Below are 20,693 nucleotides of genomic sequence, written 5' to 3'. Positions count from 1 at the left end.
TCTCAATTGGCGCAAAATTCTGACCAGTTTCAGACTCTTCTTGACAGAATCGAAGCTTTGGACGCTAATTAGGCCAAGATGGCGAAAAACGTTGGCAAACAGCGTAAGATTGGCGGGACACACCCGTCTGAGGCAGACAGAGCGGTGAGAACGGGTATGCAGCTGGCTAAACCGGTCGGGCGAAATGCGGCGGCCTTAAAATATGATATTCTGTCTGCGCTCACCATACATGCGTTGTCAGGAGACAAGCATCGACAACGTAGTGTACTGCGTATCATCGCATTGATTACGACCCGATATAACTGGCGAAGTAACGAATTATCGATTGGGCGGGAAGAAATTTCACGCCTGTGGACAGTGAACGAAAGAACAGTAAAGCGCGAAATGGCCAGATTTCGCGCATTAGGGTGGGTAACGGTCAAACGGCCTGCTGCACGGGGTCGGGTCGCTGTTTACGAGATCGACCTCAAACAGATCATGATTGATACGCAGGAGATCTGGCCCGTCATAGGATCAGATTTCCAGGCCCGGATGAGTGAAGAGCCAGAGCCCGATACCAACGTCGTGCCTTTCACGGCAAAATCCGTGGGACCTGAAACTATCAATGAGGATGTCTGGTCGCAGGTTCAGTCGATTCTTCACGGGCGCGACCCGGAGCTGTGGGCCAGCTGGTTTCAACATCTATCCGAAGCGGAAAGGGCAGGGGGGCGTGTCATCCTGGTTGCGCCGTCGCGGTTTATGGCGGACTACATTGCGCAGAAATGGACGGCTCGATTGCTTGCCGCGTATAGTCGCGTTGATCCCAGTATCAGGACGGTTCGTGTAGACGCGGCTGACTAAGAGTGGGGGGCCTGCCCGAATAAAGGATGCATCATGGTCAATCAAAGCTTTCTGCCTTTTCGGGTTGAACAATTCCTGTCCGAAACGGAACATGGTGTCGTCTTTAATTTCTCGGAAAGCGGCGTCCACCCAATGACGCTGCAAGGGCTGGTGGACCTGGCGCAGATCGATCTCGATTCTCTGCTGACCACAATGATCGACTATCCGCAGGTGAACGGAAAGCAATCTTTGCGCGAAACCATCGCCGGATTTTACCCGGGGGCTTCGGCGGACGGGGTGATGATCACAGTTGGGGCAACCGAAGCGAACACTCTGGTGACCAATACATTGTTGGAACCAGGCGACAATGTTGTGTGTTTTCGACCGACTTATGAGCAGATTTCAGGAAGCGCCGCCAATCGTGGCAATGAAGTACGCTGGGTCGATCTGGTCGAGTCCGAAGGATGGGGCATTGACGCCGAAGCGCTGGAGCGGGCCGTCGATGACAGGACCCGCATCATTCATGTGGTCAATCCGAATAATCCAACGGGCCGTATTCTGAGCAAGGCGGACCGCGCGCGTATTGCGGCGGTTGCCGATAGGGTCGGCGCCTGGATTGTATCGGACGAGGTTTATGCGGGAACCGAGCGCGAAGGCGACACTGAAACGCCTTCGTTCTGGGGAAGTACTGACAGGGTTCTTGTGGTGAACTCCATGTCCAAGGCCTATGGGCTTCCGGGCCTGAGATTGGGTTGGCTGGTCGGGCCTGAAGATATAATTCAGCAATGCTGGCGGCGGCATGAATATGCCTCGATCGCGGCATCTATGTTGTCGATGGAACTGGCGGACAAAGCGCTTGCCGAACCAGCCCGGTCCAAACTGAAAGCCCGCGCACGCCGTCTGATCCGTACGGGGTTTGACGTTCTGACAGAAGAACTGGCGCGGCACCAGGGGGTGTTTTCCGTTGTACCCCCTCAGGCCTCGGCCATGTCGTTTGTTCGGTTCAATCTGCCGATAGAATCGGAAGAGTTCAGTATGCGCCTGCTTCATAAGAAAGACGTGCTGGTCATTCCGGGATCGCGGTTTGGGGTCGAGAACCATTTCCGGTTCAGCTCGGCCCTGCCCGAAGATCATTTGCGGGAAGGGTTGGCAAAGCTCAACGATCTGACGGTTGATATTCTGAACGGAGGCTAAGGTCCAAGAGGGTGTCGCCAAGTTTGTGCGATTGCCCTCAGACATTTCCTTTGCCTTTTTGAAACGTGTCGATAGGCTTCGCAAATGGAAGATTCACTTGTTCTTTCCGCCGAAAAACCGCCTCTGGATCAATTGGTTGGCACTGCGGTGAAAACGCATCGGACGCTGGCCGGATTGACGCTGGCCGAACTGTCTCAGCAATCCGGTGTATCCACTGCGATGATTTCCAAGATTGAGCGCGGGCAGGTTTCTGCTTCGCTGGCGACGCTGGAAGCACTGGCAGGCGGAATTGGCATTCCCCTGATCAACTTTTTCGCCGGCACGGTCGAGCGTACGGATGTGTCATTTGTGGCGGCGGGCGAAGGCGTGACAGTCCAACGGCTGGGCAGTGGATTTGGGCACAGTTACAAGCTGATCGGTCGGGCAGAAGCAAAGCATGTCAATTTCGAGAGTTTCAGCGTCACGTTGGAAGGCCCTTTGGACAAACGCCCGCTTTACCAACATCAGGGTGTCGAGTTCATCCATGTGACAGCTGGTGAAATGGTCTATGGCTGCGGTGAAGCCGCTTATCATATGCGCCCGGGCGACAGTCTGAGTTTTGATTCAAACGCCACCCATGGGCCGATGGAATTGAAAACTGACAAGGTCAGCTTTGTCACCGTGGTCGCCAAAGCCGTTTCAGGGGACAATTGAAAACGCCCGGCGACAAGGCCGGGCGTTTCGGAAAGTACAGTGATTTGAACAGGGTCAGAGGCCCCATTTCTCGCGATTTGCTTCAAAGAAGCCTTGCGCTTTTTTCACTTCGATCCAGTTATTTACGTAGTTGATCCAGACCTGATCGCCCTGCGGCAGGATCATAGCGATGGGTGACGGCGAACGGGGGCCTGCGTTCTTTACGCGTTCCACCGGGAATTTCGCCTCGAGGGTTGACCCTTCGATGTTCGATGTGATGAACACATCCGCGCGTCCTGCGATCACTTCCTGAAAACCGCGCGCAGGCGCCTCAACTACCTTGATATCGGCGTTCGGGAACCATTCGCGGACACGTTTTTCAAACGTTGTGCCCAAAGTGGTCGCAACCTTTACGCCGGGCTGGTTGATCGAGTCATAACCGTCGAATTTGTCGGCTTTGTCCTTGGTCGTATAGGGGAAGAGTTCTACCGCGATATAGCTGTCGGAAAAGCCCGCGACTTTCATCCGTGGCGGTGAAATCGATGCCGACCCGGTCAGGTGATACTTGCCAGCCACAACACCGTTGACCAGTGTTTTCCAGTCGGTAGGCACATATTCGACCTCGACCCCCAAATCGGTGGCCAGTTCGTTCATGATGTCGATGTCGTACCCTTTGTAACTGTTGGTAGCAGGGTCGCGCAGCGACATAGGGTTCCAGTCACCGGTGGTCCCAACCTTGAGCACGCCGGAATCCAGCACCTCGTTCAGGGCGGATTGCGCCTGTGCGGCACCTGACAATACCAGCCCAAGCGCGGCAGCAGCCGCAGCTTTCCAAAAAGTGTTCATAGGTTTCTCCCGTTGGTGGCGTTTCTACCTTGTTGTCGTATTCATCATTGATTTAAGCCCAAAGGGAAAGATAACCTCAAGAAAATATTATACTGTGACTAAAACAGGGGCAGTTCAGCTTATGCCAGACGCCGCAATCGAACTTGTGGGCGTGAACAAGTGGTTCGACACGTTTCACGTTCTCAAGGATATCAATCTGACAGTGAACAGCGGCGAAAAGGTTGTGATTTGCGGGCCATCCGGGTCAGGAAAATCCACCGTTGTTCGATGTATCAACCAGTTGGAAAAGCACCAGAAAGGCACCATTCGTGTAGACGGGATCGAGCTGACGGATAACGCAAAGTCCGTGGCCACAATCCGATCCGATGTCGGAATGGTGTTCCAGCAATTCAACCTGTTCCCGCATCTGACCGTGCTGGAAAACCTGACATTGGGCCCGATCAAGGCGCGCGGCCTTAGCCGCAAAGAGGCAGAGGAAAAAGCGCGCCACTATCTGGACAGGGTTCATATTCCCGATCAGGCCGACAAAAAGCCCATTCAGCTGTCGGGTGGTCAGCAGCAACGCGTCGCCATAGCGCGATCCTTGTGCATGGAGCCGCGCGTACTGCTTTTTGATGAACCCACTTCGGCGCTGGACCCCGAGATGATCTCGGAAGTGCTGGACGTGATGGTCGAACTGGCGAATGAGGGCATGACGATGGTGGTCGTCACACACGAGATGGGATTTGCCCGAAAGGTGGCCGACAAGATGATCTTCATGGATGCCGGTGAGATCGTCGAAGAAGGCAAACCTGAGCATTTCTTCACCAATCCTCAGTCTGATCGGTGCCGCAAATTCCTGTCCCAGATTCTACAGCACTGAGAGGGCCGATGAGAAAACTCCTTCTGTTAACGCCCCTTCTTCTTCTGGCGGGCTGTTCGTCTTCCCAGACCTGGGGCTGGTATGTAATCGACCCGACCACGGCGTCGGGTTGGATCAACGTGAAATTCCTGATCTCGGGGATGGGGGCGACGATCCAGATATCGCTGATCGCCGCCGTACTGTCGATTGTTATCGGGTTGTTGGTGGCCCTGCCGGGATTGTCCGAAAAACGCGGCTGGCGGTTGGTTAACCGCGTTTACGTGGAGTTCATTCGCGCCATTCCCCTGCTGCCGATGCTGTTCTGGGTCTTTTATGGCTTGCCCATCGTGTTTCAGTCGATGGGCATGAATATCCCCATCGATCCCTTCTGGGGCGCGATCATTACATTGGCGATTTCTGACAGCGCCTTCACCGCCGAAATCTACCGCGCAGGCATTCAGTCCATTGCGCGTGGACAACGCGAGGCGGCGCAGACCATCGGACTGAACTATGTGCAGACCATGCGCTATGTGATCCTGCCACAGGCAATCCGGCGCATTCTGCCCCCGCTGGCAAACCAGTTCATTTACATCGTCAAGATGAGCGCCTTTGCCAGTGTCATCGGCATGCAGGAACTGACCCGGCGCGCGAATGAGCTGGTGGTGACGGAATATCGCCCGCTGGAAATCTACACGTTACTGATATTCGAATACCTGATCCTGGTTCTGATCATCAGTGCTGGCGTGCGTTGGCTGGAGCGCCGCATGGGCGCGGACGAGCGCGGATAAGGAGTTAAGAAATGGACTGGAAAGATTTCATGGCCGAGACCGAGGCCAATATCGGAACCTTCTCGAAGGAAGTGCCCGAAACCGTGCGCGGCTTTGGCATAATGGGCAAGGCGGCCAAGACCGATGGCGCGTTGAGTGAAAAGACCAAGGAGTTCATGGCGCTCGGCATTGCCATAGCAACCCGATGCGACAGTTGCATTGGATTTCACGTACGCTCTCTGGTTCGGTTGGGCGCCACCCGCGAGGAAATGTGCGAGGCGCTGGCCATGGCAACTTACATGGGCGGCGGGCCGTCTTATGCGTTTAGCGCCAAGGCGCTCAAGGCCTATGATGTGTTTTCGGAGTAAGAGCCATGCGTCCTGATCTGGCCGGAGCTGACGGTTTTATTCGAAACAGCTGGTATGTTGCAGGACGGTCCGAGGATTTCGGCCGCAGCCTGAGCGCCGTTCGGATGCTGGGCGAAGAGATCGTGATCTATCGCGACACCGCAGGTAAAGCGATTGCTTTGGAAGACGCCTGTCCACACCGTAAACTGCCGCTGTCACGCGGCACAATCGAAGGGGACCATGTGGTTTGCGGATATCATGGTCTGACCTTTGGCTGCGGCGGCGAATGTGTCAGCGCACCGACGCAGCTGGATAATCCCCCGCGCCGCGCTGCTGTTCATGCTTACCCGGCTGAAGATCGCTGGGGGTTTCTGTGGCTTTGGATGGGGGACCCGGAACAAGCCAGCACAGACGATATCATCGACATTCCCAATTTCGACAACCCATCCTGGGGCAAGACCCGGACCGGTGCGATGGAGATGGCATGTCATTACCTCTACATCATCGACAACCTGTTGGATCCAAGCCATGTGGCCTGGGTGCATCTGACCTCATTCGCCGGGGCAGGGACGGATAACCGCCCTCTGGATCTTGAAGAAACAGAAGAGGGTGTCATCGTTTCGCGCTGGATCGCAGGCGAACCTGCGCCGCCTTATTACGCGCCGATCCTGCCGTTTGGCCCAGGCTGCGACCGTAAGCAGCATTACGAATGCCGTCTGCCGTCCACTGCAATCAATATGTCCGTTTACACTCCGGCAGGGGAGGGCGGGGCGGATCGGCCGATGTCGCCCAACTCGTTCGTCAACATTTCGTACAACTTCATCACGCCAGTCGATGATCAAACCTCGCGCTATTTCTGGTTTCAGCACCGCAACATGCACGCAGATGACACAGCCCTGTCGCACCGCATGTTCGACGGCGCGGTCATGGCCTTCAATGAGGACAAAGAGGTTCTGGAATACGTGCAAACCGGCATGGCGCGGCGCAAGACCGGCTATATCAACCTTGGACTGGACGCAGGCGCGATGCGGTTTCGCGCACGGGTTGCAAAGCTGATTGCGCAGGAGGCAGGCTGATCAACCGGCCGACAAGCGCCCGTTCGCGCCCTGGCCCACATGTTGGGCCGGGTCGTCGAACACGGCTTTGATACAGGGGTATTGTTCCAGGATTTCGCTCCCACCGGGCAACAGATCAGCCCGGAGCACGCCCGCATCCCAGATCGCGACATCGTCCACCCGGATCGTCGGGTCAAGCACGTTCAGTGAAATCTCACCCGGCGCATAATGCCCGCAAGTGTGAAAATGCAGCAGGCGGGGATTGCCGAATGCCGAACCGCTCCAACGTTCGAAATTGTTCTGGGCCGGGGTCGTATAGGCGCAACCGGGGTGAATGCCTGCGTGCCAGGAGTGCATGGTCAGGGGATCAAGGTCGAACATCTGGCCGACTTTTTCATAATGCATCTGAGCGCAATGCACGTCCATGGGATGTCCGTCAAAGCCGGTCAGGCTGTTGTTTTCGAACCGTATGGTCAGCGGTTCCCTCAGGTCACAGCCGTATGGTTCATAAAACTTCGATCCGGTGCCAACCAGAAACCCGTCCTGAACCAGCACGCCTGAAAACCCCTGCGCGGGAACCGGGGCAAAGACCGACATCGGAAAACGCGTGACGCTGACATCTGCGGCACCTGTTTGGGGGAAGGCGGCGCCCGGGCCCCTGAAATCGGTACCCAGCGGGCAGGTCACGTGGATGTGCCCGGCGTTGGCCAGCAACGTGTTGACCGCGTTTTTCAATTTAACGAACCCAGTGTAGTTGGCCCGCCCAAATCCCGAGGCCAGCATTTCCGCATCCAGCGCGTAAGACATGATGGGCCGAACGTCCTTCATGCCCGCGTCGAATCGAATCTGATCACCGGTGCGTGACAGAAACAGGGTTCGGTCTGCCGATTTCATCGCCGATTTCAGATCATTCGGCACAAGTGGGCCCATGGGATCGAACGGGACAGTTTGAACCGCAGTGGTGATCCGGTTCTGGCGGGCGCAGTCAATGATAGCCCCTGTGATTTCAGCATCATAGTAGCCATTCGCCGAACCCTCGCAGATCACAAGCAATTGGTCGCCAGCTGTCAGGCCACCGCACCTGAACAACAGGTTTTCAGCGCCCGCCATGAGCTCTGGACTGTGCATCTCCGCTGATCCTTAACAAAAAATCCCGATTGCGCATTTTACCTCTTTCACGTTTCTGTGATCCAGAAGAAATTTCATCTTAAGAAAAAAATTAACTGACATGTTTGTGGGCTTTGTTCATAAGCTGTGCCCGAACAGAACAGGAGACATTGCAATGAGTGCTTGGATCGACATGATCTCGGACGACAAGGCCGATGGCCGCCTGAAAGAGTTGCTGGACAAAGCCCGCACCCCCCATGGCACTGTCGACACCGTCATGCGTGTGCATTCATTGCGGCCCGAGACGATGAACGGGCATGTGACGCTGTACCGCTCGGTCCTGCATTCCGATGACAACCAGTTGCCGTTCTGGTTTCTTGAAGTTGTGGCCAGCTATACCTCGATCCTGAATGACTGCACCTATTCGCTGACCCATCACTTCATGAACGTGCGCAACTTGTTGAAGGATCAGCCGCGCAGCGACCGGATTTTCGTCGCGCTTAAGGCGCATCGGCCTGAGGATGAATTCGAAGGCAAAGAACTTGCGCTGCTACGATATGCTGGCAAGCTGACGACCGATGTAGGCAAGATGGTGAAATCGGATTTCGAAGCGCTCAAGATCGAAGGGTGCGAAGACGGAGAGATCCTTGAGGTGAACCAGGTCTGCGCCTATTTCAATTATTCCAACCGCCTGTTGAACGGGCTTGGCGCAACGACCGAAAACGATGTGATCGGGTTTTACACCGGGGGTGAATGACTCCGGGCCTGCAACTTAACAGCGTCGTGAAAGATCGTCTCCAGCGGATCAGTCGTTTTCGTCCAGCTCCGTCTGTTCCACGCCCAGAATGTTCTCTTCTGCTGTTTTGCGGATAATTGCCCCGATTTTCAGAAGGTTCTCGCTGAGCGGGTTGGTCTTTCGCCAGATCAGGCCAATTGTGCGTGCCGGGGGCGTGTCCTGAAAGCGTGCGATGGACACATCAGCGGATCGGGTTTCCAGCCCGACCGCCATTTCCGGTATCAGCGTCACGCCAATACCTGCCCCGACCATCTGCACAAGCGTGGACAGCGAACTGCCCTCCATGATGTGTTGCGGCTCGATGTTGCGGATCGAGCAGAAGGACAGGGCCTGATCCCTGAAACAATGACCCTCTTCCAGCAACAGCAATCGCATGGTTCTGAGTTGTGACGAACTTGGCATCGGCAGTTCCGCATCCTGTGCCGGGCGGACTAGGAGGAAGTCTTCGTTGAACAGCGAAAACTCTCTGAGGCTGGGTTCCGAGACGGGCAGAGCCACGACGCCAAAATCCAGTCTGGAATCGAGAATTTCGCCGATAAGGGTTTGGGTGATCGTCTCTTTGGGTTCGATGGTCAGTTGCGGGAATCGCTGTGACAGCGCCTTGATGATCGAGGGCAACAAATAAGGCGCAACCGTAGGAATGACGCCGATTCTGATGCGACCGGACAATGGGCCAGACGGGGATTGTACCAGATTCCCCAAATCTTCAACCCGTGTCAGGATTTCGCGGCCACGTTTCAGCACGTCTTCGCCAAGCGCTGTCAGGCGCGTTTCCCGGGCTGCGCGTTCGACCAACGGGCCGCCCATGATCGCTTCCAGCTCTTTGATTTGAATGGAAAGCGCGGGCTGCGAAATTGCACTGGCCGCCGCAGCTTTGCCAAAGTGGCCGTGCGTAGCGAGCGCCTCGAAATAGCGCAGGTGTTTGAGGGTCAGTGCTTTCATAGGAAAAACTAATCACAACGATAGAAATTACAAATTTCCAATTATCGGTGCCATAAGGTACGAGTCAAGGCATCTGAACCCCTAGGTAAATACTCAGGAGATTTACAATGGACGGTAACCCCCACAATCAACAATCCGGCGGATGCCCAGTTTTGCATGGCGGCAACACTGGAACGGGCAATTCTGTCACCAAATGGTGGCCCGATGCGCTGAACCTGGACATTCTGAGCCAGCACGACACGCGTACCAACCCGATGGATGCGGATTACAACCACCGTGAAGCGGTCAAAGGGCTGGATTTCAAAGCGGTCCGTGCCGATGTCGAGGCGTTGCTGACCGACAGTCAGGACTGGTGGCCGGCTGACTGGGGTCACTATGGCGGCCTGATGATCCGTCTGGCGTGGCACTCGGCAGGGTCTTATCGTCTGGGCGACGGTCGCGGCGGCGCCGGTTCGGGAAACATCCGGTTCGCGCCGCTGAATTCGTGGCCGGACAATGCCAGCCTGGACAAAGCCCGTCGCTTGCTGTGGCCGGTGAAAAAGAAATACGGCAACGCGCTGTCCTGGGCGGACCTGATCGTTCTGTCGGGCACCGTTGCGTATGAATCCATGGGTCTGAAAACATTTGGTTTTGGTTTCGGCCGCGAAGATATCTGGGGCCCCGAGAAGGATGTCTATTGGGGTTCGGAAAACCAATGGCTGGCCCCGTCCGAGAACCGTTACGGCGATCTGGAAACGCCCGGCACGCTGGAAAATCCGCTGGGCGCGGTGCATATGGGGCTGATCTATGTGAACCCCGAAGGTGTGAACGGCAATCCTGATCCGGCGAAAACCGCGCTTCATATCCGTGAAACCTTTGCCCGTATGGCGATGGATGACGAAGAGACCGCGGCATTGACCTGCGGTGGTCACACGGTCGGCAAAGCACATGGTGCCATGGCGGGCGATCATATCGGCGCCGAGCCCGAAGCCTGCCCGGTATCCGGTCAGGGTTTAGGATGGGACAATCCCGATCAGAACGGCAAGGCAACCAACGCGTTCACATCCGGTATCGAAGGGGCCTGGACGAAAAACCCGACCAAGTTCGACATGGGCTTTTTCGACTATCTGTTTGGCTATGAATGGGAGTTGGGCAAATCGCCCGCAGGCGCACAACAGTGGCAGCCCATCGACATGCCGGAAGACGAAAAGCCGGTCGACCCGACCGATCCTTCGGTTTGTCGTATGCCGGTCATGACCGATGCAGACATGGCGATGAAGATCGACCCGACTTATAACGCGATCTGTCAGAAATTCATGGCCGATCCGGATTATTTCGCGGACACCTTTGCCCGTGCCTGGTTCAAACTGACCCACCGCGACATGGGTCCGCGCGTTAACTACTATGGCCCGGATGTTCCTTCGGAGGAGTTGGTCTGGCAAGATCCGATTCCCGCAGGTTCGACCGGCTATGACGTCGATGCCGTCAAGGCGAAGATCGCAGACAGCGGTCTGACCGCGGTCGAGATGATCAACACTGCCTGGGACAGCGCCCGTACCTTCCGCGGCTCGGACAAACGCGGTGGTGCAAATGGCGCGCGCATCCGTCTGGCACCACAGAAGGACTGGGCCGGTAACGAGCCTGAGCGTCTGGCGAAAGTGCTGGGTGTGCTGGAGCCGATCGCAGCGGAAACAGGGGCCTCGATTGCCGACGTGATTGTTCTGGCGGGTAACGTTGGTCTGGAACAGTCGATCAAGGCGGCTGGTTTTGACGTGGCGGTTCCGTTCTCGGCAGGGCGCGGAGACGCGACGGATGAGCAGACCGATGCGGACAGCTTCTCGGTACTTGAGCCGCTGGCCGATGGGTTCCGTAACTGGCAACTGAAGGAATATGCAGTCTCGCCTGAGGCGATGATGCTGGACCGTGCGCAACTGCTGGGTCTGACTGCAGCCGAGATGACCGTTCTGGTTGGTGGCCTGCGCGTTCTGGGTTCCAACCATGGCGGATCGGCGCATGGTGTATTCACTGACCGTGTGGGTCAACTGACCACCGACTTCTTTGTCAACCTGACGGATATGTCGCTGAGCTGGCATCCGGTAGACGGCGGCACCTACGAGCTGCGCGACCGGGCCTCGGGAGAAGTGAAGTTCACCGCAACCAGTGCTGATCTGGTTTTCGGTTCGAACTCGATCTTGCGCGGCTATGCCGAGGTCTATGCTCAGGACGACAACACCGAGAAGTTCGTGCGCGACTTCGTTGCCGCATGGAGCAAAATCATGAACAACGACCGGTTCGATCTGGTTGCCTAAGTCATGAAAAATCAGGCGGGGGTAACCCTCGCCTGATTTGCCTTTTCAGGAGCAGGCATCTGTTATTGCCCTTTTATCCCGCAATCACATTCTGTTTCTGAACGCCCAGACCTTCGATGCCCAGCTCCATCTTATCACCTGGTTTCAGGTAGATCTGTGGATTCTGTCCCATGCCTACGCCCGGCGGTGTACCTGTAGAAATCACGTCACCCGGTTGCAGTGACATGAATTGCGACAGGTGAGAAATCACGGTTGCCACCCCGAAATGCATCGTCCGTGTGGACCCGTCCTGATAGCGGTGGCCGTTGACCTCAAGATACATCGGCAGGTCCTGCGGGTCGGCAATCTCGTCCCGCGTCACCAGCCATGGGCCGATGGGCCCAAAAGTGTCTGCGGATTTGCCTTTGACCCACTGGCCCGAGCGATGAAGCTGAAAATCACGTTCCGACAGGTCGTTGATCACGCAATAGCCGGCGACATGATCCATTGCTTCGGCTTCTGTCACGTATTTTGCTTTTTTGCCGATCACGACGCCCAGTTCAACTTCCCAATCTGTTTTGACGGACCCGCGCGGGATTTCGACCGTGTCATTCGGGCCGATGATAGCCGATGTTGCCTTGAAAAAGATCACGGGTTCCTGAGGCAACTCCATGCCGCTTTCAGCGGCGTGATCGGCGTAGTTCAGGCCGATGCAAACGAATTTCCCCACGTGGCCGACGCAAGCTCCGATGCGGACATCATCTTCGACCGTCGGCAAGTCCGTTGGGTCAATCGACCGAAGCCGAGCCAGCCCGTCATCGCCGAGCGCGTCGCCCGAGATATCGTCGATGACGGCTGACAGGTCGCGAATTGTACCATCGTCGTGCAGCAGGCCCGGCTTTTCCGCACCCAAGGCGCCAAAACGCAATAGTTTCATGATGTGATCCTTTTCAGCTTAATTCGCCCATCCGCCATCTATGGCGAAAGGCTGACCCGTCGTAAATTTACTGCTGTCACTTGCAAGGTAGAGCGCAAGGTCCGCGATCTCTTCTGCCGTCCCGATGCGACCCATAGGTTGGCGCGCGATGAAATCGGTCATTGCTTTTTCGTAGTCGCCTGTCGCCTTCAATCGTTCGTGCAGGCTGGGGCTGTCGACTGTACCGGGGCAAATTGCATTGCAACGAATGCCCTGGGTGACGAAATCTGCGGCAATCGACTTGGTCAGCCCGATAACGGCAGCCTTTGAGGCGCAGTAAACAAACCGATTTGGCACGCCTTTCATCGACGAGGCGACAGAGGACATGTTGATGATGGATCCTCCGCCGTTTTGCAGCATGGCAGGCAGAGTCAGGCGGATCAGCCGGTACATGGCCTTTACATTCAGATCAAAGCTGAAATCCCAGTCGTCTTCTTCGCATTCCAGGATCGAGCCACTCGCCACGTAACCCGCGCAATTGAAGAGAACGTCCAAGGGCGGAAGTTCGGCTACGGCAAGCTGCACCGCATTTGCGTCCGTCACATCCAGGTGGAGCGGAGTAATCCCATTGACCTCTGAGAGCTCTGACAGAGTGATGTCATTGATATCGCTTGCATAGACGTGCGCGCCTTCAGCGGCAAACAACTCGGCGGTGGCGCGGCCAATGCCCTGGCCAGCGGCACTGATGAAGGCGGTTTTGCCTCTCAATCGGTCAGAAGGCTGAAACGATGTCATTCTGGTCCTCGTATATTACTTGCAGTTTTTTGTGTGATGTTCTGAAAGCGGTGCCTGCCGTGATGGTTTTCAATGTCATTATGTCAGGCTCTGAGCCTGTAGGCTCGTGTCGCATTCCCTCCGAGAATGGCGTCGCGCTCGGCAGAAGACAGTTCGCTCAGCAGTTCGCCGGTTGTTTCAGACCAGCGTTCATAGCTGCTGGCCAATGTGCAAACCGGCCAGTCGCTGCCCCAGATCAAACGCGTCGGACCAAACGTGTCTAGCAAATGCTGCACATAAGGGCGCAGATCATTGGTCGTCCAATCCGGGGCGGCTTCTGTGACGAGGCCGGACAGTTTGCAAAACGCAGTGGTTTCCCGTGCCAGTGCAACCATGTCTTCGGCCCAACCATCAATCACACCATCGCGGATCAGAGGTTTGGAACCGTGATCAATTACAACTCGCATTTCCGGGTAACGTGCCAGAAGCCGACGCAGTGAACCTAGGTGTAGGGGCAGGGTGAGAGCATCAAAAGTCAGGTCGTTTGACTGAAGTGCTTCGAATGCCGGGGCAAGTGCATCGCCGAGCATCCATTTCGGATCGGAGATGTCCTGAATCATAGGGCGTAACCCCACCAAAGCCGGGTGAACGGCAAGTCTGGCAATTTGTTCACTGACATCTGGGGCTTCAAAGTCGACCCAGCCAACCACGCCTTTGATGAAAGGCGTATTATCAGCCAGCGACAACATGTATTCCGTCTCGGCGACTGTCGGTGCCGCCTGAATCAGAACCGTCCCGCCTATCCCCTGCGCCTGCAACAATGGGGCAAGATCATCTGGTCCGAAGTCCCGGTAAATCTGGTCCAACTCCGGTGTCAGCCATCCGTAGTCGTCACGCGCCAACGCCCAAAAATGCTGATGGGCGTCGATCTTCATGCAATCACGCCTTTTTTCAGGATGATGTTTCCATACAGCCTGCGTTCCCCGGTCTGAATGATGGCGAATGCAGATGCCGCTCGCTGATAGAAGGCAAACCGGTCCAGACCCTGAATTTGCGCAGGGTTGTCGGCCTTGGCGTCGATGATCTTTTGGAATTCGGCTACGGCCTCGGGCACGGCTTCGGGGTCGCCGACAACTTGCATCGTCAGGGCAGGGTCGGAGACAAATGTATCCAGCGGCATTACAGACAACACCGCGCCGAGCAGTTCGCTTGCCGAAGAGCCATCCGCACGAATGCAGTCGGGCCCAAGGCTGGAGCCCGGAAAGTTGGCATCCGCGATCACGATGTCATCACCATGGCCCATGGCGCGCAGGGCATATAGTAATTCAGGAGAAAGCAGGGGGTCCAGGTCACGCAACATTGACGGATTCCTTAGGCAAAGGCGCATCTGGCCGGATCAGACCCTCGGTGCGCAAATCTGACCAAAGCTGGGTAGGGATATTCCGCCTCAGCAGGGCGACATTGGCTTGAACCTCTGCCGCGTTGACTGCACCCGGGACCACTGTTTTTACAGCGGGGTGCCCCAGAACAAATTGCAGCGCAGCCGCGATTAACGGTGTGCCGTGGGCCGCGCAGACCGCTTCGATCTTGCGAACGCGCTCGAGAATCTCGGGTGGGGCGTCGGCATAATTATATTTTGCGCCGGGCATCGGGCCGGTGGCCAGAATGCCAGAATTGTAGGGCCCGCCCAGAATGATGCCCACATCACGTTTTTCGCAAAGTGGCAGGAAACTGTCCAAAGCTTCCTGTTCCAACAGAGTGTAGCGCCCGGCCAACAGGAACCCGTCGAAATCGCCAAGACCCAGCAGTTTTTCGCAGACCTGCCATTCGTTTACACCTGCGCCGATCGCGGTGATCTCGCCCGCGTCACGCAGCTCTGTCAGGGCTTTGTACCCGCCGCCATCAAACAACTCGCGGACTTTGGCATTCGACATTTCCTGACTGCCCTGGCTGAAAACGCAGACGTCATGTACCAGAAGGATGTCGGCATTGGCCACGCCGATCCGGCCCCGGCTGGCTTCGTAGGATCGCATGACGCCGTCATAGGTATAGTCAAACATGATACGTTTTTGCGGGACGTCTACAAACGCCTCGGGTGTTACTTCATGCGGCTCGCAATCCAGCAGAAGGCGGCCGATTTTGGTCGACAGTTGAATGTGCTCGCGCCCAAATCGTCTGATGGCTTCACCATACCGATACTCGGACCGGCCCAAACCGTATTGCGGCGCGGTGTCGAAGAACCGAATGCCCGCATCAAAAGCTGCCTGCAATGCCGCCTGAGCATCGGCTTCCGTGACTTTGCGATACAGATTTCCCAGAGGCGCGCCGCCAAATCCCATTCGGGTCAGGGGGACGGGCCGGGACGTGCGATTGTTCAAAAGGGTTGTTTGCGAAACGGTCATCCTGCCTCTCGCGTCTTTTGGGGGGCAATATTAAACAGGTGCGGTTTCTCCTGCCGCAGCTGTTCGATCCGGGGCATCAGTTGCCCAAGATGATGACGCATCGCGTCTTGTGCCGCGCGTTCATCATGTGCGCTGACGGCATCAAAAATAGCACGGTGTTCAGCCAGAGTTTCCGCAATGCGACCCGGTGTCGGCAACAAGAGCATCCGCGCCCGGCTGACCTGCAGTGACACGGTTTGCGCCACATCCGGTAGGCGCAGCATTCCGGTAAACGCCATCAGCAGGGCGTGAAATTCCTCATCCGCCTGATAGAAGCCGGCAATGTCATCGTCTTCGATCAGCAGTTCCTGCAGGCGCATGTTGCGGCTCAATTTCTTGCGCTGATCTTCGGTGAGGTCGCGCGCGACTTTGGCAACGGTTGCCAATTCCAGAGCCTCTCGTAGAAATGCGCCTTCACGGATTTCGGTCATCGAGAAATAGGACACGCGAGTGCCCGACTGCGGCACCACATCCACCAACCCTTCGGCAGCAAGCCTCGTGATTGCATCCGACACCGGTGCCCTCGAAACACCCAGGCGTTCGCAGATCGGCGCCTTTCTGAGGTTGGCCCCCGGCGGAAAGTCCAGAGCCAGGATCGCGTGCTTGATCGATTGGTACACGCGCTGTGCGAGCGACCCTTCGAAGGTCAAGATTTCCGGAAGGCGGGTGGCGTCAATGTCGTGTGGATGGTTCATGGTCTTGAACTACCATACTAACATGTTAGTTGACAAGCGCTGTTTATCCTCGTAGCTCTGTGGGGGAACAAGCGGGGATTCCATGCACCCAGTTTCAGATATCAAAACCACCGATGGTGTGGCGCGAGACACGATCCGGTTGAGCCCGGATGACAATGTGGTCATTGCTTTGCGTGATCTGCCTTCCGGCGTGCAGCCTGATGGTGTGCCTCAGCCGCTTTCCACTGATATCGCGCGGGGCCACAAGATCGCGACCGCATCGATTGCTGCGGGAGAAAACGTCATTCGTTATGGCCAGATCATAGGTCAGGCCAGGGCGGACATCACGGTGGGTGAGCATGTGCATGTTCACAATCTGGGCATGGGTGCCCACCAGCAGGACTATGCCCATGCAACTGCGAACAAACCTCTGCCCGAACTTTCCAAGGAACGGTTTTTCCAGGGTTTTCACCGCGCCGACGGCAAGGTTGGTACGCGCAACTACATCGGTATTCTGACCACGGTAAACTGCTCTGGTTCTGTGGCGCGTTTCATTGCCGAAGCGGCTGAGAAACAAGGTGTGTTAGACGCGTATCCAAATGTGGACGGCATCGTTCCTATCGTTCATGGCACCGGGTGCGGCATGTCAGGTAAAGATGAAGGGTTTGCCACGTTGTTCCGGACTTTGGCCGGATATGCCCAACACCCGAATTTCGCTGGCATCCTCTTGATCGGTCTTGGGTGCGAAGTGATGCAGGTGGCGGATCTGGTTGGGGGACGTCCGATCCGCTCTGACGGTGCGCTGCGTTACATGACCATTCAGAACGAAGGTGGTACGCGCCGCACCGTTGAACGTGGGCTGGACGAATTGTGCGGTATCGCTGAGCTGGCCAATCAAGCCACCCGGCAACCTGCGCCGGTCAGTGCGATCACGGTTGGGATGCAATGTGGCGGCTCGGACGGGTATTCAGGGATCACTGCAAATCCGGCACTGGGATATGCCTCGGATCTTTTGGTGCGACAAGGCGGTACAACGATCCTGTCGGAAACCTCGGAAATCTATGGAGCAGAACATCTTCTGACCCGGCGGGCGGAATCTGTCGAAGTCGGAGAAAAACTGATCGAACGCATCTGCTGGTGGGAGGAGTATACCCGCCGCAATGGTGGCGAGATGAACAACAACCCCAGCCCCGGAAACAAGCGCGGAGGGTTGACGACCATTCTGGAAAAATCACTGGGAGCAGTCGCCAAGGGCGGTACTGCGCCCCTGCGTGGTGTTTACAAGTTTGGCGAGAAAATCGACCGGAAAGGCTTTGTTTTCATGGATAGCCCCGGTTTTGACCCATGCTCCGTCACGGGGCAGGTGGCTTCGGGTGCGAACCTGATCGTTTTTACCACCGGACGGGGTTCAGTCTCGGGGTATCAGCCGACGCCTTGCGTGAAGTTGGCCACCAATTCCGAAATGTATGCCCGGATGTCCGAAGACATGGATCTGAACTGCGGTGACATCGTCACTAACGGTGTGAGCATCGAAGAAAAGGGCGAAGAACTGTTGGAAATGCTGATCCGTGTCGCGTCGGGCGAGCAAACCAAAAGCGAGGAACTTGGCTTTGGCGGGGTCGAATTCGTGCCGTGGCAGATCGGTGCGGTGATGTAGGCCGCACCGGCCCCAAGGGAGAGGGGCACTTGGGAGGACAAATGACGAAACTGGTCGACATGAAGGGGATCGAGAAACACTTTCCCGGCGTTCATGCACTGAAGTCGGTGCAGTTCGATCTGGTGCCCGGTGAGGTTCACGCGCTGATGGGAGAGAATGGCGCGGGCAAGAGCACGCTGATGAAGATCCTTTCGGGAATCTACCAGCGCGACGGAGGCACACTGCAAATCGAAGGACGCGACGCCAGTCCAAAGACCCCGCGCGAGGCGCAGGATCTGGGTATTGGCATCATCCATCAGGAACTGAGCCTGATGAACGATCTGACAGTAGCTCAAAACATATTCATCGGCCGCGAACCCCGTAAACGGTTTGGCCGTTTGGATGATTCCGCGTTGAATGCGCAGACGGCCGACATATTTGCGTCCATGAACCTCAACCTCGAGCCCAGAGGTCTGGTCGGCAGCCTGACCATTGCCAAGCAACAGATGGTCGAGATCGCCAAGGCTCTGTCTTACCGGTCCAGGGTCCTGATTATGGATGAGCCGACCGCAGCGTTGAATGATGCTGAAATTGCCGAGCTGTTCGTCATCATCCGTCGTCTGAAAGCGGAAGGTGTCGGCATCGTCTACATCAGCCACAAAATGGATGAGTTGAAGCAGATCGCTGACCGGGTCACGGTGATGCGCGACGGCGAATATGTCGGCACTGTTGGTGCAGCCGATACACCGATCAGTCAGATCATCGCGATGATGGTCGGTCGCGAAGTCGAGGAAGAGCCGCTGGTTCCGCCCAACCTGAGCGGGGCCGAGGTCTCGCTGGAAGTCACGGGACTGAGCAGAGGGCACGAAATTCGCGATGTCAGCTTTTCAGTGCTCAAGGGCGAGATTCTGGGTTTTGCCGGACTGATGGGCGCTGGGCGCACCGAAGTGGCCCGCGCCATCTTTGGTGCCGATCCGAAGGACGGTGGCGAGGTTCGGGTGCACGGCAAGGCCGTTTCGATCAAGTCACCAAAAGACGCTGTGAAGGCCGGGATCGGGTACCTGTCCGAAGATCGCAAGCATTTCGGGCTGGCTACCGGGATGAATGTTCGGGACAACATCGCGCTGGCGTCAATGGACATGTTTACCGGGGCAGGTGGTGCCCTGCGTGACGGAGAAATGGCGACCACCGCAAAAAGCTACATCGCTAAGTTGGGCATTCGAACGCCTTCGGACACGCAGGAGGTGCGATTGTTGTCCGGCGGCAATCAGCAAAAGGTTGTCATTGCCAAATGGTTGCTGCGGGACTGCGATATCCTGATTTTCGATGAACCTACACGCGGCATTGATGTCGGTGCAAAATCGGAAATCTACAGGTTGCTCGAAGATCTGGCCGAACAGGGCAAAACGATCATCGTGATTTCGTCCGAACTGCCTGAAATCATGCGCCTCAGCCACCGTATCGCCGTGATGTGCGAAGGCCGGCTGACCGGCATTCTGCCCGGCGGAAAAGACACCACTCAGGAAGACATCATGCATCTGGCGACCCAGCGGGCGGCGGCAATGCAGGTTACAGGGACAGTGCAATGACCTCAGCAACGGATATTGAAAAGAAAAGCCCGCTGGGTGGGTTGTCCGAAAGCGGCGCCTATCAAAAGCTGCTGGCCTTCGCCAGTTTGATTGCTTTGCTGATCGGGTTCTCGATCGCATCACCGAACTTCATGCAGACGTCGAACATGATTGCCATTTTGCAGGCGACGTCGGTCAACGGAGTGCTGGCTGTCGCGGCAACACTTGTCATCATTACCGGCGGGATCGACCTGTCGGTGGGAACCCTGATGACGTTTTGCGCCGTCATTGCAGGCGTCGTGCTGACCTATCTTGGACTGCCTTTGTTGCTGGGGGTTGCGGCGGCCATAGCGGCAGGCGCGTTCTGCGGGCTGTGTTCGGGCACGTTTGTGGCCAAGATGAAAATCCCGCCGTTCATCGCCACTTTGGGCATGATGCTGATCCTCAAGGGGTTGTCGCTGGTGATTTCTGGGACCCGTCCCATCTACTTCAACGACACTCCCGGTTTCGATCAGATTTCCCGAGGGTCGTTGATTGGTGAGGTGTTTCCGGCGCTTCCCATTCCCAACGGCGTGCTGATCCTGTTCTTGGTGGCGATCGCGGCCTCTTACATTCTGGGGCGCACGGTTCTGGGCAGATACACGTTCGCGCTGGGCTCGAATGAAGAGGCGGTTCGCCTGTCCGGAGTGAACACCGATCTTTGGAAGATGCGCATTTACGCTCTGGCTGGCGGGATCTGTGGTATCGGGGGGATCCTGATCGCATCGCGTCTGAACTCTGCGCAGCCCGCCCTGGGTTTAGGATACGAGCTGGAAGCGATCGCCGCAGTCGTCATCGGAGGAACGTCTCTGTCCGGCGGTCGCGGAACAATTCTGGGAACCTTGATAGGTGCATTGATCATGGCCGTTCTGACCAATGGTCTGCGAGTGCTGTCCGTTGCACAGGAATGGCAGACCGTTGTGACCGGCGCGATCATTATCCTTGCCGTTTACGCCGACATGGCCCGGCGCCGGAAGTCGGGCTGAATTTTT

Annotated in this window: 21 protein-coding genes; 12 read left to right on the top strand and 9 right to left on the bottom strand. The window is 56.6% G+C overall.

The genetic code is table 11. The features are described 5' to 3' along the window. Positions 1-384 precede the first annotated feature (384 nt). From ACR0K5_RS13825 to ACR0K5_RS13815, 3 genes are all read left to right on the top strand, one after another. The gene (locus ACR0K5_RS13825; RefSeq protein WP_480630231.1) at positions 385-840 is read left to right on the top strand and encodes a DnaA N-terminal domain-containing protein; all 456 of its coding nucleotides are present in this window, start codon (positions 385-387) and stop codon (positions 838-840) included. Between the two features lie 33 nt (positions 841-873). Then, positions 874-2,013 (top strand): aminotransferase class I/II-fold pyridoxal phosphate-dependent enzyme, encoded by a 1,140-nt coding sequence (locus ACR0K5_RS13820; protein ID WP_480630230.1) that lies wholly within the window; start codon positions 874-876, stop codon positions 2,011-2,013. An 84-nt stretch (positions 2,014-2,097) separates the two neighbouring features. Further along, on the top strand, positions 2,098-2,706 hold the full coding sequence (locus tag ACR0K5_RS13815; RefSeq protein ID WP_480630229.1) for a helix-turn-helix domain-containing protein: 609 nt from the start codon (positions 2,098-2,100) through the stop codon (positions 2,704-2,706). Positions 2,707-2,760: 54 nt separating this feature from the next. Here ACR0K5_RS13815 and ACR0K5_RS13810 read toward each other — a convergent pair whose 3' ends face one another. Then, entirely contained in the window at positions 2,761-3,531 is a 771-nt protein-coding gene (locus ACR0K5_RS13810; protein ID WP_480630228.1) for a transporter substrate-binding domain-containing protein, read from the bottom strand. A gap of 121 nt (positions 3,532-3,652) precedes the next feature. Here ACR0K5_RS13810 and ACR0K5_RS13805 point away from each other — a divergent pair, with 121 nt between their 5' ends. The 4 genes from ACR0K5_RS13805 to ACR0K5_RS13790 are packed head-to-tail and all read left to right on the top strand — an operon-like array spanning position 3,653 to position 6,562. Then, positions 3,653-4,393, top strand: coding sequence for an amino acid ABC transporter ATP-binding protein (locus ACR0K5_RS13805; RefSeq protein ID WP_480630227.1), 741 nt, complete (start codon positions 3,653-3,655; stop codon positions 4,391-4,393). An 8-nt stretch (positions 4,394-4,401) separates the two neighbouring features. Further along, positions 4,402-5,160 carry an amino acid ABC transporter permease gene (locus tag ACR0K5_RS13800; RefSeq protein ID WP_480630226.1) on the top strand — a complete coding sequence of 253 codons (759 nt, stop codon included), beginning with the start codon at positions 4,402-4,404 and terminating at the stop codon, positions 5,158-5,160. An 11-nt stretch (positions 5,161-5,171) separates the two neighbouring features. After that, on the top strand, positions 5,172-5,507 hold the full coding sequence (locus tag ACR0K5_RS13795) for a carboxymuconolactone decarboxylase family protein (protein ID WP_480630225.1): 336 nt from the start codon (positions 5,172-5,174) through the stop codon (positions 5,505-5,507). A 5-nt stretch (positions 5,508-5,512) separates the two neighbouring features. Continuing rightward, entirely contained in the window at positions 5,513-6,562 is a 1,050-nt protein-coding gene (locus ACR0K5_RS13790; protein ID WP_480630224.1) for an aromatic ring-hydroxylating dioxygenase subunit alpha, read from the top strand. Here the strand turns inward: ACR0K5_RS13790 and ACR0K5_RS13785 are convergent, their stop codons facing one another. Beyond that, positions 6,563-7,669 (bottom strand): hypothetical protein, encoded by a 1,107-nt coding sequence (locus ACR0K5_RS13785; RefSeq protein ID WP_480630223.1) that lies wholly within the window; start codon positions 7,667-7,669, stop codon positions 6,563-6,565. 154 nt (positions 7,670-7,823) lie between these two features. Between ACR0K5_RS13785 and ACR0K5_RS13780 the strand changes: the two genes are divergently transcribed. Then, a complete protein-coding gene (locus ACR0K5_RS13780; RefSeq protein ID WP_480630222.1) occupies positions 7,824-8,405 on the top strand; it encodes a carboxymuconolactone decarboxylase family protein in 582 nt (193 codons plus the stop codon). Between the two features lie 48 nt (positions 8,406-8,453). Here ACR0K5_RS13780 and ACR0K5_RS13775 read toward each other — a convergent pair whose 3' ends face one another. Continuing rightward, positions 8,454-9,386 carry a hydrogen peroxide-inducible genes activator gene (locus ACR0K5_RS13775; protein ID WP_480630221.1) on the bottom strand — a complete coding sequence of 311 codons (933 nt, stop codon included), beginning with the start codon at positions 9,384-9,386 and terminating at the stop codon, positions 8,454-8,456. Positions 9,387-9,493: 107 nt separating this feature from the next. Here ACR0K5_RS13775 and katG point away from each other — a divergent pair, with 107 nt between their 5' ends. Then, the gene (gene katG, locus ACR0K5_RS13770) at positions 9,494-11,674 is read left to right on the top strand and encodes a catalase/peroxidase HPI (RefSeq protein ID WP_480630220.1); all 2,181 of its coding nucleotides are present in this window, start codon (positions 9,494-9,496) and stop codon (positions 11,672-11,674) included. 73 nt (positions 11,675-11,747) lie between these two features. Here the strand turns inward: katG and ACR0K5_RS13765 are convergent, their stop codons facing one another. The 6 genes from ACR0K5_RS13765 to ACR0K5_RS13740 all read right to left on the bottom strand — a co-directional run bounded on the left by ACR0K5_RS13765 (position 11,748) and on the right by ACR0K5_RS13740 (position 16,479). Beyond that, a complete protein-coding gene (locus ACR0K5_RS13765) occupies positions 11,748-12,590 on the bottom strand; it encodes a fumarylacetoacetate hydrolase family protein (RefSeq protein ID WP_480630219.1) in 843 nt (280 codons plus the stop codon). 18 nt (positions 12,591-12,608) lie between these two features. Continuing rightward, entirely contained in the window at positions 12,609-13,364 is a 756-nt protein-coding gene (locus tag ACR0K5_RS13760; protein WP_480630218.1) for an SDR family oxidoreductase, read from the bottom strand. A gap of 83 nt (positions 13,365-13,447) precedes the next feature. Further along, positions 13,448-14,278 (bottom strand): amidohydrolase family protein, encoded by an 831-nt coding sequence (locus ACR0K5_RS13755; RefSeq protein WP_480630217.1) that lies wholly within the window; start codon positions 14,276-14,278, stop codon positions 13,448-13,450. Beyond that, a complete protein-coding gene (locus tag ACR0K5_RS13750) occupies positions 14,275-14,703 on the bottom strand; it encodes an RbsD/FucU family protein (protein ID WP_480630216.1) in 429 nt (142 codons plus the stop codon). Before ACR0K5_RS13750 ends, ACR0K5_RS13755 begins: the two co-directional genes overlap by 4 nt. Continuing rightward, positions 14,693-15,745 (bottom strand): aldo/keto reductase, encoded by a 1,053-nt coding sequence (locus tag ACR0K5_RS13745; RefSeq protein WP_480630215.1) that lies wholly within the window; start codon positions 15,743-15,745, stop codon positions 14,693-14,695. Before ACR0K5_RS13745 ends, ACR0K5_RS13750 begins: the two co-directional genes overlap by 11 nt. Continuing rightward, on the bottom strand, positions 15,742-16,479 hold the full coding sequence (locus ACR0K5_RS13740; protein ID WP_480630214.1) for a GntR family transcriptional regulator: 738 nt from the start codon (positions 16,477-16,479) through the stop codon (positions 15,742-15,744). Before ACR0K5_RS13740 ends, ACR0K5_RS13745 begins: the two co-directional genes overlap by 4 nt. Before the next feature lie 82 nt (positions 16,480-16,561). On the opposite strand from ACR0K5_RS13740, the gene ACR0K5_RS13735 reads away from it, so the two are divergent. From ACR0K5_RS13735 to ACR0K5_RS13725, 3 genes are read left to right on the top strand one after another with little or no spacing between them, the layout of a single operon-like run. Then, positions 16,562-18,115: a UxaA family hydrolase gene (locus ACR0K5_RS13735; RefSeq protein WP_480630213.1), complete on the top strand. Its 1,554-nt coding sequence runs from the start codon at positions 16,562-16,564 to the stop codon at positions 18,113-18,115. Positions 18,116-18,156: 41 nt separating this feature from the next. Further along, a complete protein-coding gene (locus tag ACR0K5_RS13730; protein ID WP_480630212.1) occupies positions 18,157-19,683 on the top strand; it encodes a sugar ABC transporter ATP-binding protein in 1,527 nt (508 codons plus the stop codon). Continuing rightward, on the top strand, positions 19,680-20,687 hold the full coding sequence (locus tag ACR0K5_RS13725) for an ABC transporter permease (RefSeq protein WP_480630211.1): 1,008 nt from the start codon (positions 19,680-19,682) through the stop codon (positions 20,685-20,687). The genes ACR0K5_RS13730 and ACR0K5_RS13725 overlap by 4 nt, the downstream gene beginning before the upstream one ends. Positions 20,688-20,693: the final 6 nt, after the last annotated feature.

Source organism: Ruegeria sp. AB9 (genome assembly GCF_056542585.1).
This window is presented reverse-complemented; position numbering and strand designations above follow the sequence as displayed.

Bases quoted from the DNA above. Each gene is read 5' to 3' on its own strand.
- ACR0K5_RS13825 (WP_480630231.1), top strand. From the start codon at position 385: ATGGCCAGATTTCGCGCATTAGGGTGGGTAACGGTCAAACGGCCTGCT.
- ACR0K5_RS13820 (WP_480630230.1), top strand. From the start codon at position 874: ATGGTCAATCAAAGCTTTCTGCCTTTTCGGGTTGAACAATTCCTGTCC.
- ACR0K5_RS13815 (WP_480630229.1), top strand. From the start codon at position 2,098: ATGGAAGATTCACTTGTTCTTTCCGCCGAAAAACCGCCTCTGGATCAA.
- ACR0K5_RS13810 (WP_480630228.1), bottom strand. From the start codon at position 3,531: ATGAACACTTTTTGGAAAGCTGCGGCTGCTGCCGCGCTTGGGCTGGTA.
- ACR0K5_RS13805 (WP_480630227.1), top strand. From the start codon at position 3,653: ATGCCAGACGCCGCAATCGAACTTGTGGGCGTGAACAAGTGGTTCGAC.
- ACR0K5_RS13800 (WP_480630226.1), top strand. From the start codon at position 4,402: ATGAGAAAACTCCTTCTGTTAACGCCCCTTCTTCTTCTGGCGGGCTGT.
- ACR0K5_RS13795 (WP_480630225.1), top strand. From the start codon at position 5,172: ATGGACTGGAAAGATTTCATGGCCGAGACCGAGGCCAATATCGGAACC.
- ACR0K5_RS13790 (WP_480630224.1), top strand. From the start codon at position 5,513: ATGCGTCCTGATCTGGCCGGAGCTGACGGTTTTATTCGAAACAGCTGG.
- ACR0K5_RS13785 (WP_480630223.1), bottom strand. From the start codon at position 7,669: ATGCACAGTCCAGAGCTCATGGCGGGCGCTGAAAACCTGTTGTTCAGG.
- ACR0K5_RS13780 (WP_480630222.1), top strand. From the start codon at position 7,824: ATGAGTGCTTGGATCGACATGATCTCGGACGACAAGGCCGATGGCCGC.
- ACR0K5_RS13775 (WP_480630221.1), bottom strand. From the start codon at position 9,386: ATGAAAGCACTGACCCTCAAACACCTGCGCTATTTCGAGGCGCTCGCT.
- katG (WP_480630220.1), top strand. From the start codon at position 9,494: ATGGACGGTAACCCCCACAATCAACAATCCGGCGGATGCCCAGTTTTG.
- ACR0K5_RS13765 (WP_480630219.1), bottom strand. From the start codon at position 12,590: ATGAAACTATTGCGTTTTGGCGCCTTGGGTGCGGAAAAGCCGGGCCTG.
- ACR0K5_RS13760 (WP_480630218.1), bottom strand. From the start codon at position 13,364: ATGACATCGTTTCAGCCTTCTGACCGATTGAGAGGCAAAACCGCCTTC.
- ACR0K5_RS13755 (WP_480630217.1), bottom strand. From the start codon at position 14,278: ATGAAGATCGACGCCCATCAGCATTTTTGGGCGTTGGCGCGTGACGAC.
- ACR0K5_RS13750 (WP_480630216.1), bottom strand. From the start codon at position 14,703: ATGTTGCGTGACCTGGACCCCCTGCTTTCTCCTGAATTACTATATGCC.
- ACR0K5_RS13745 (WP_480630215.1), bottom strand. From the start codon at position 15,745: ATGACCGTTTCGCAAACAACCCTTTTGAACAATCGCACGTCCCGGCCC.
- ACR0K5_RS13740 (WP_480630214.1), bottom strand. From the start codon at position 16,479: ATGAACCATCCACACGACATTGACGCCACCCGCCTTCCGGAAATCTTG.
- ACR0K5_RS13735 (WP_480630213.1), top strand. From the start codon at position 16,562: ATGCACCCAGTTTCAGATATCAAAACCACCGATGGTGTGGCGCGAGAC.
- ACR0K5_RS13730 (WP_480630212.1), top strand. From the start codon at position 18,157: ATGACGAAACTGGTCGACATGAAGGGGATCGAGAAACACTTTCCCGGC.
- ACR0K5_RS13725 (WP_480630211.1), top strand. From the start codon at position 19,680: ATGACCTCAGCAACGGATATTGAAAAGAAAAGCCCGCTGGGTGGGTTG.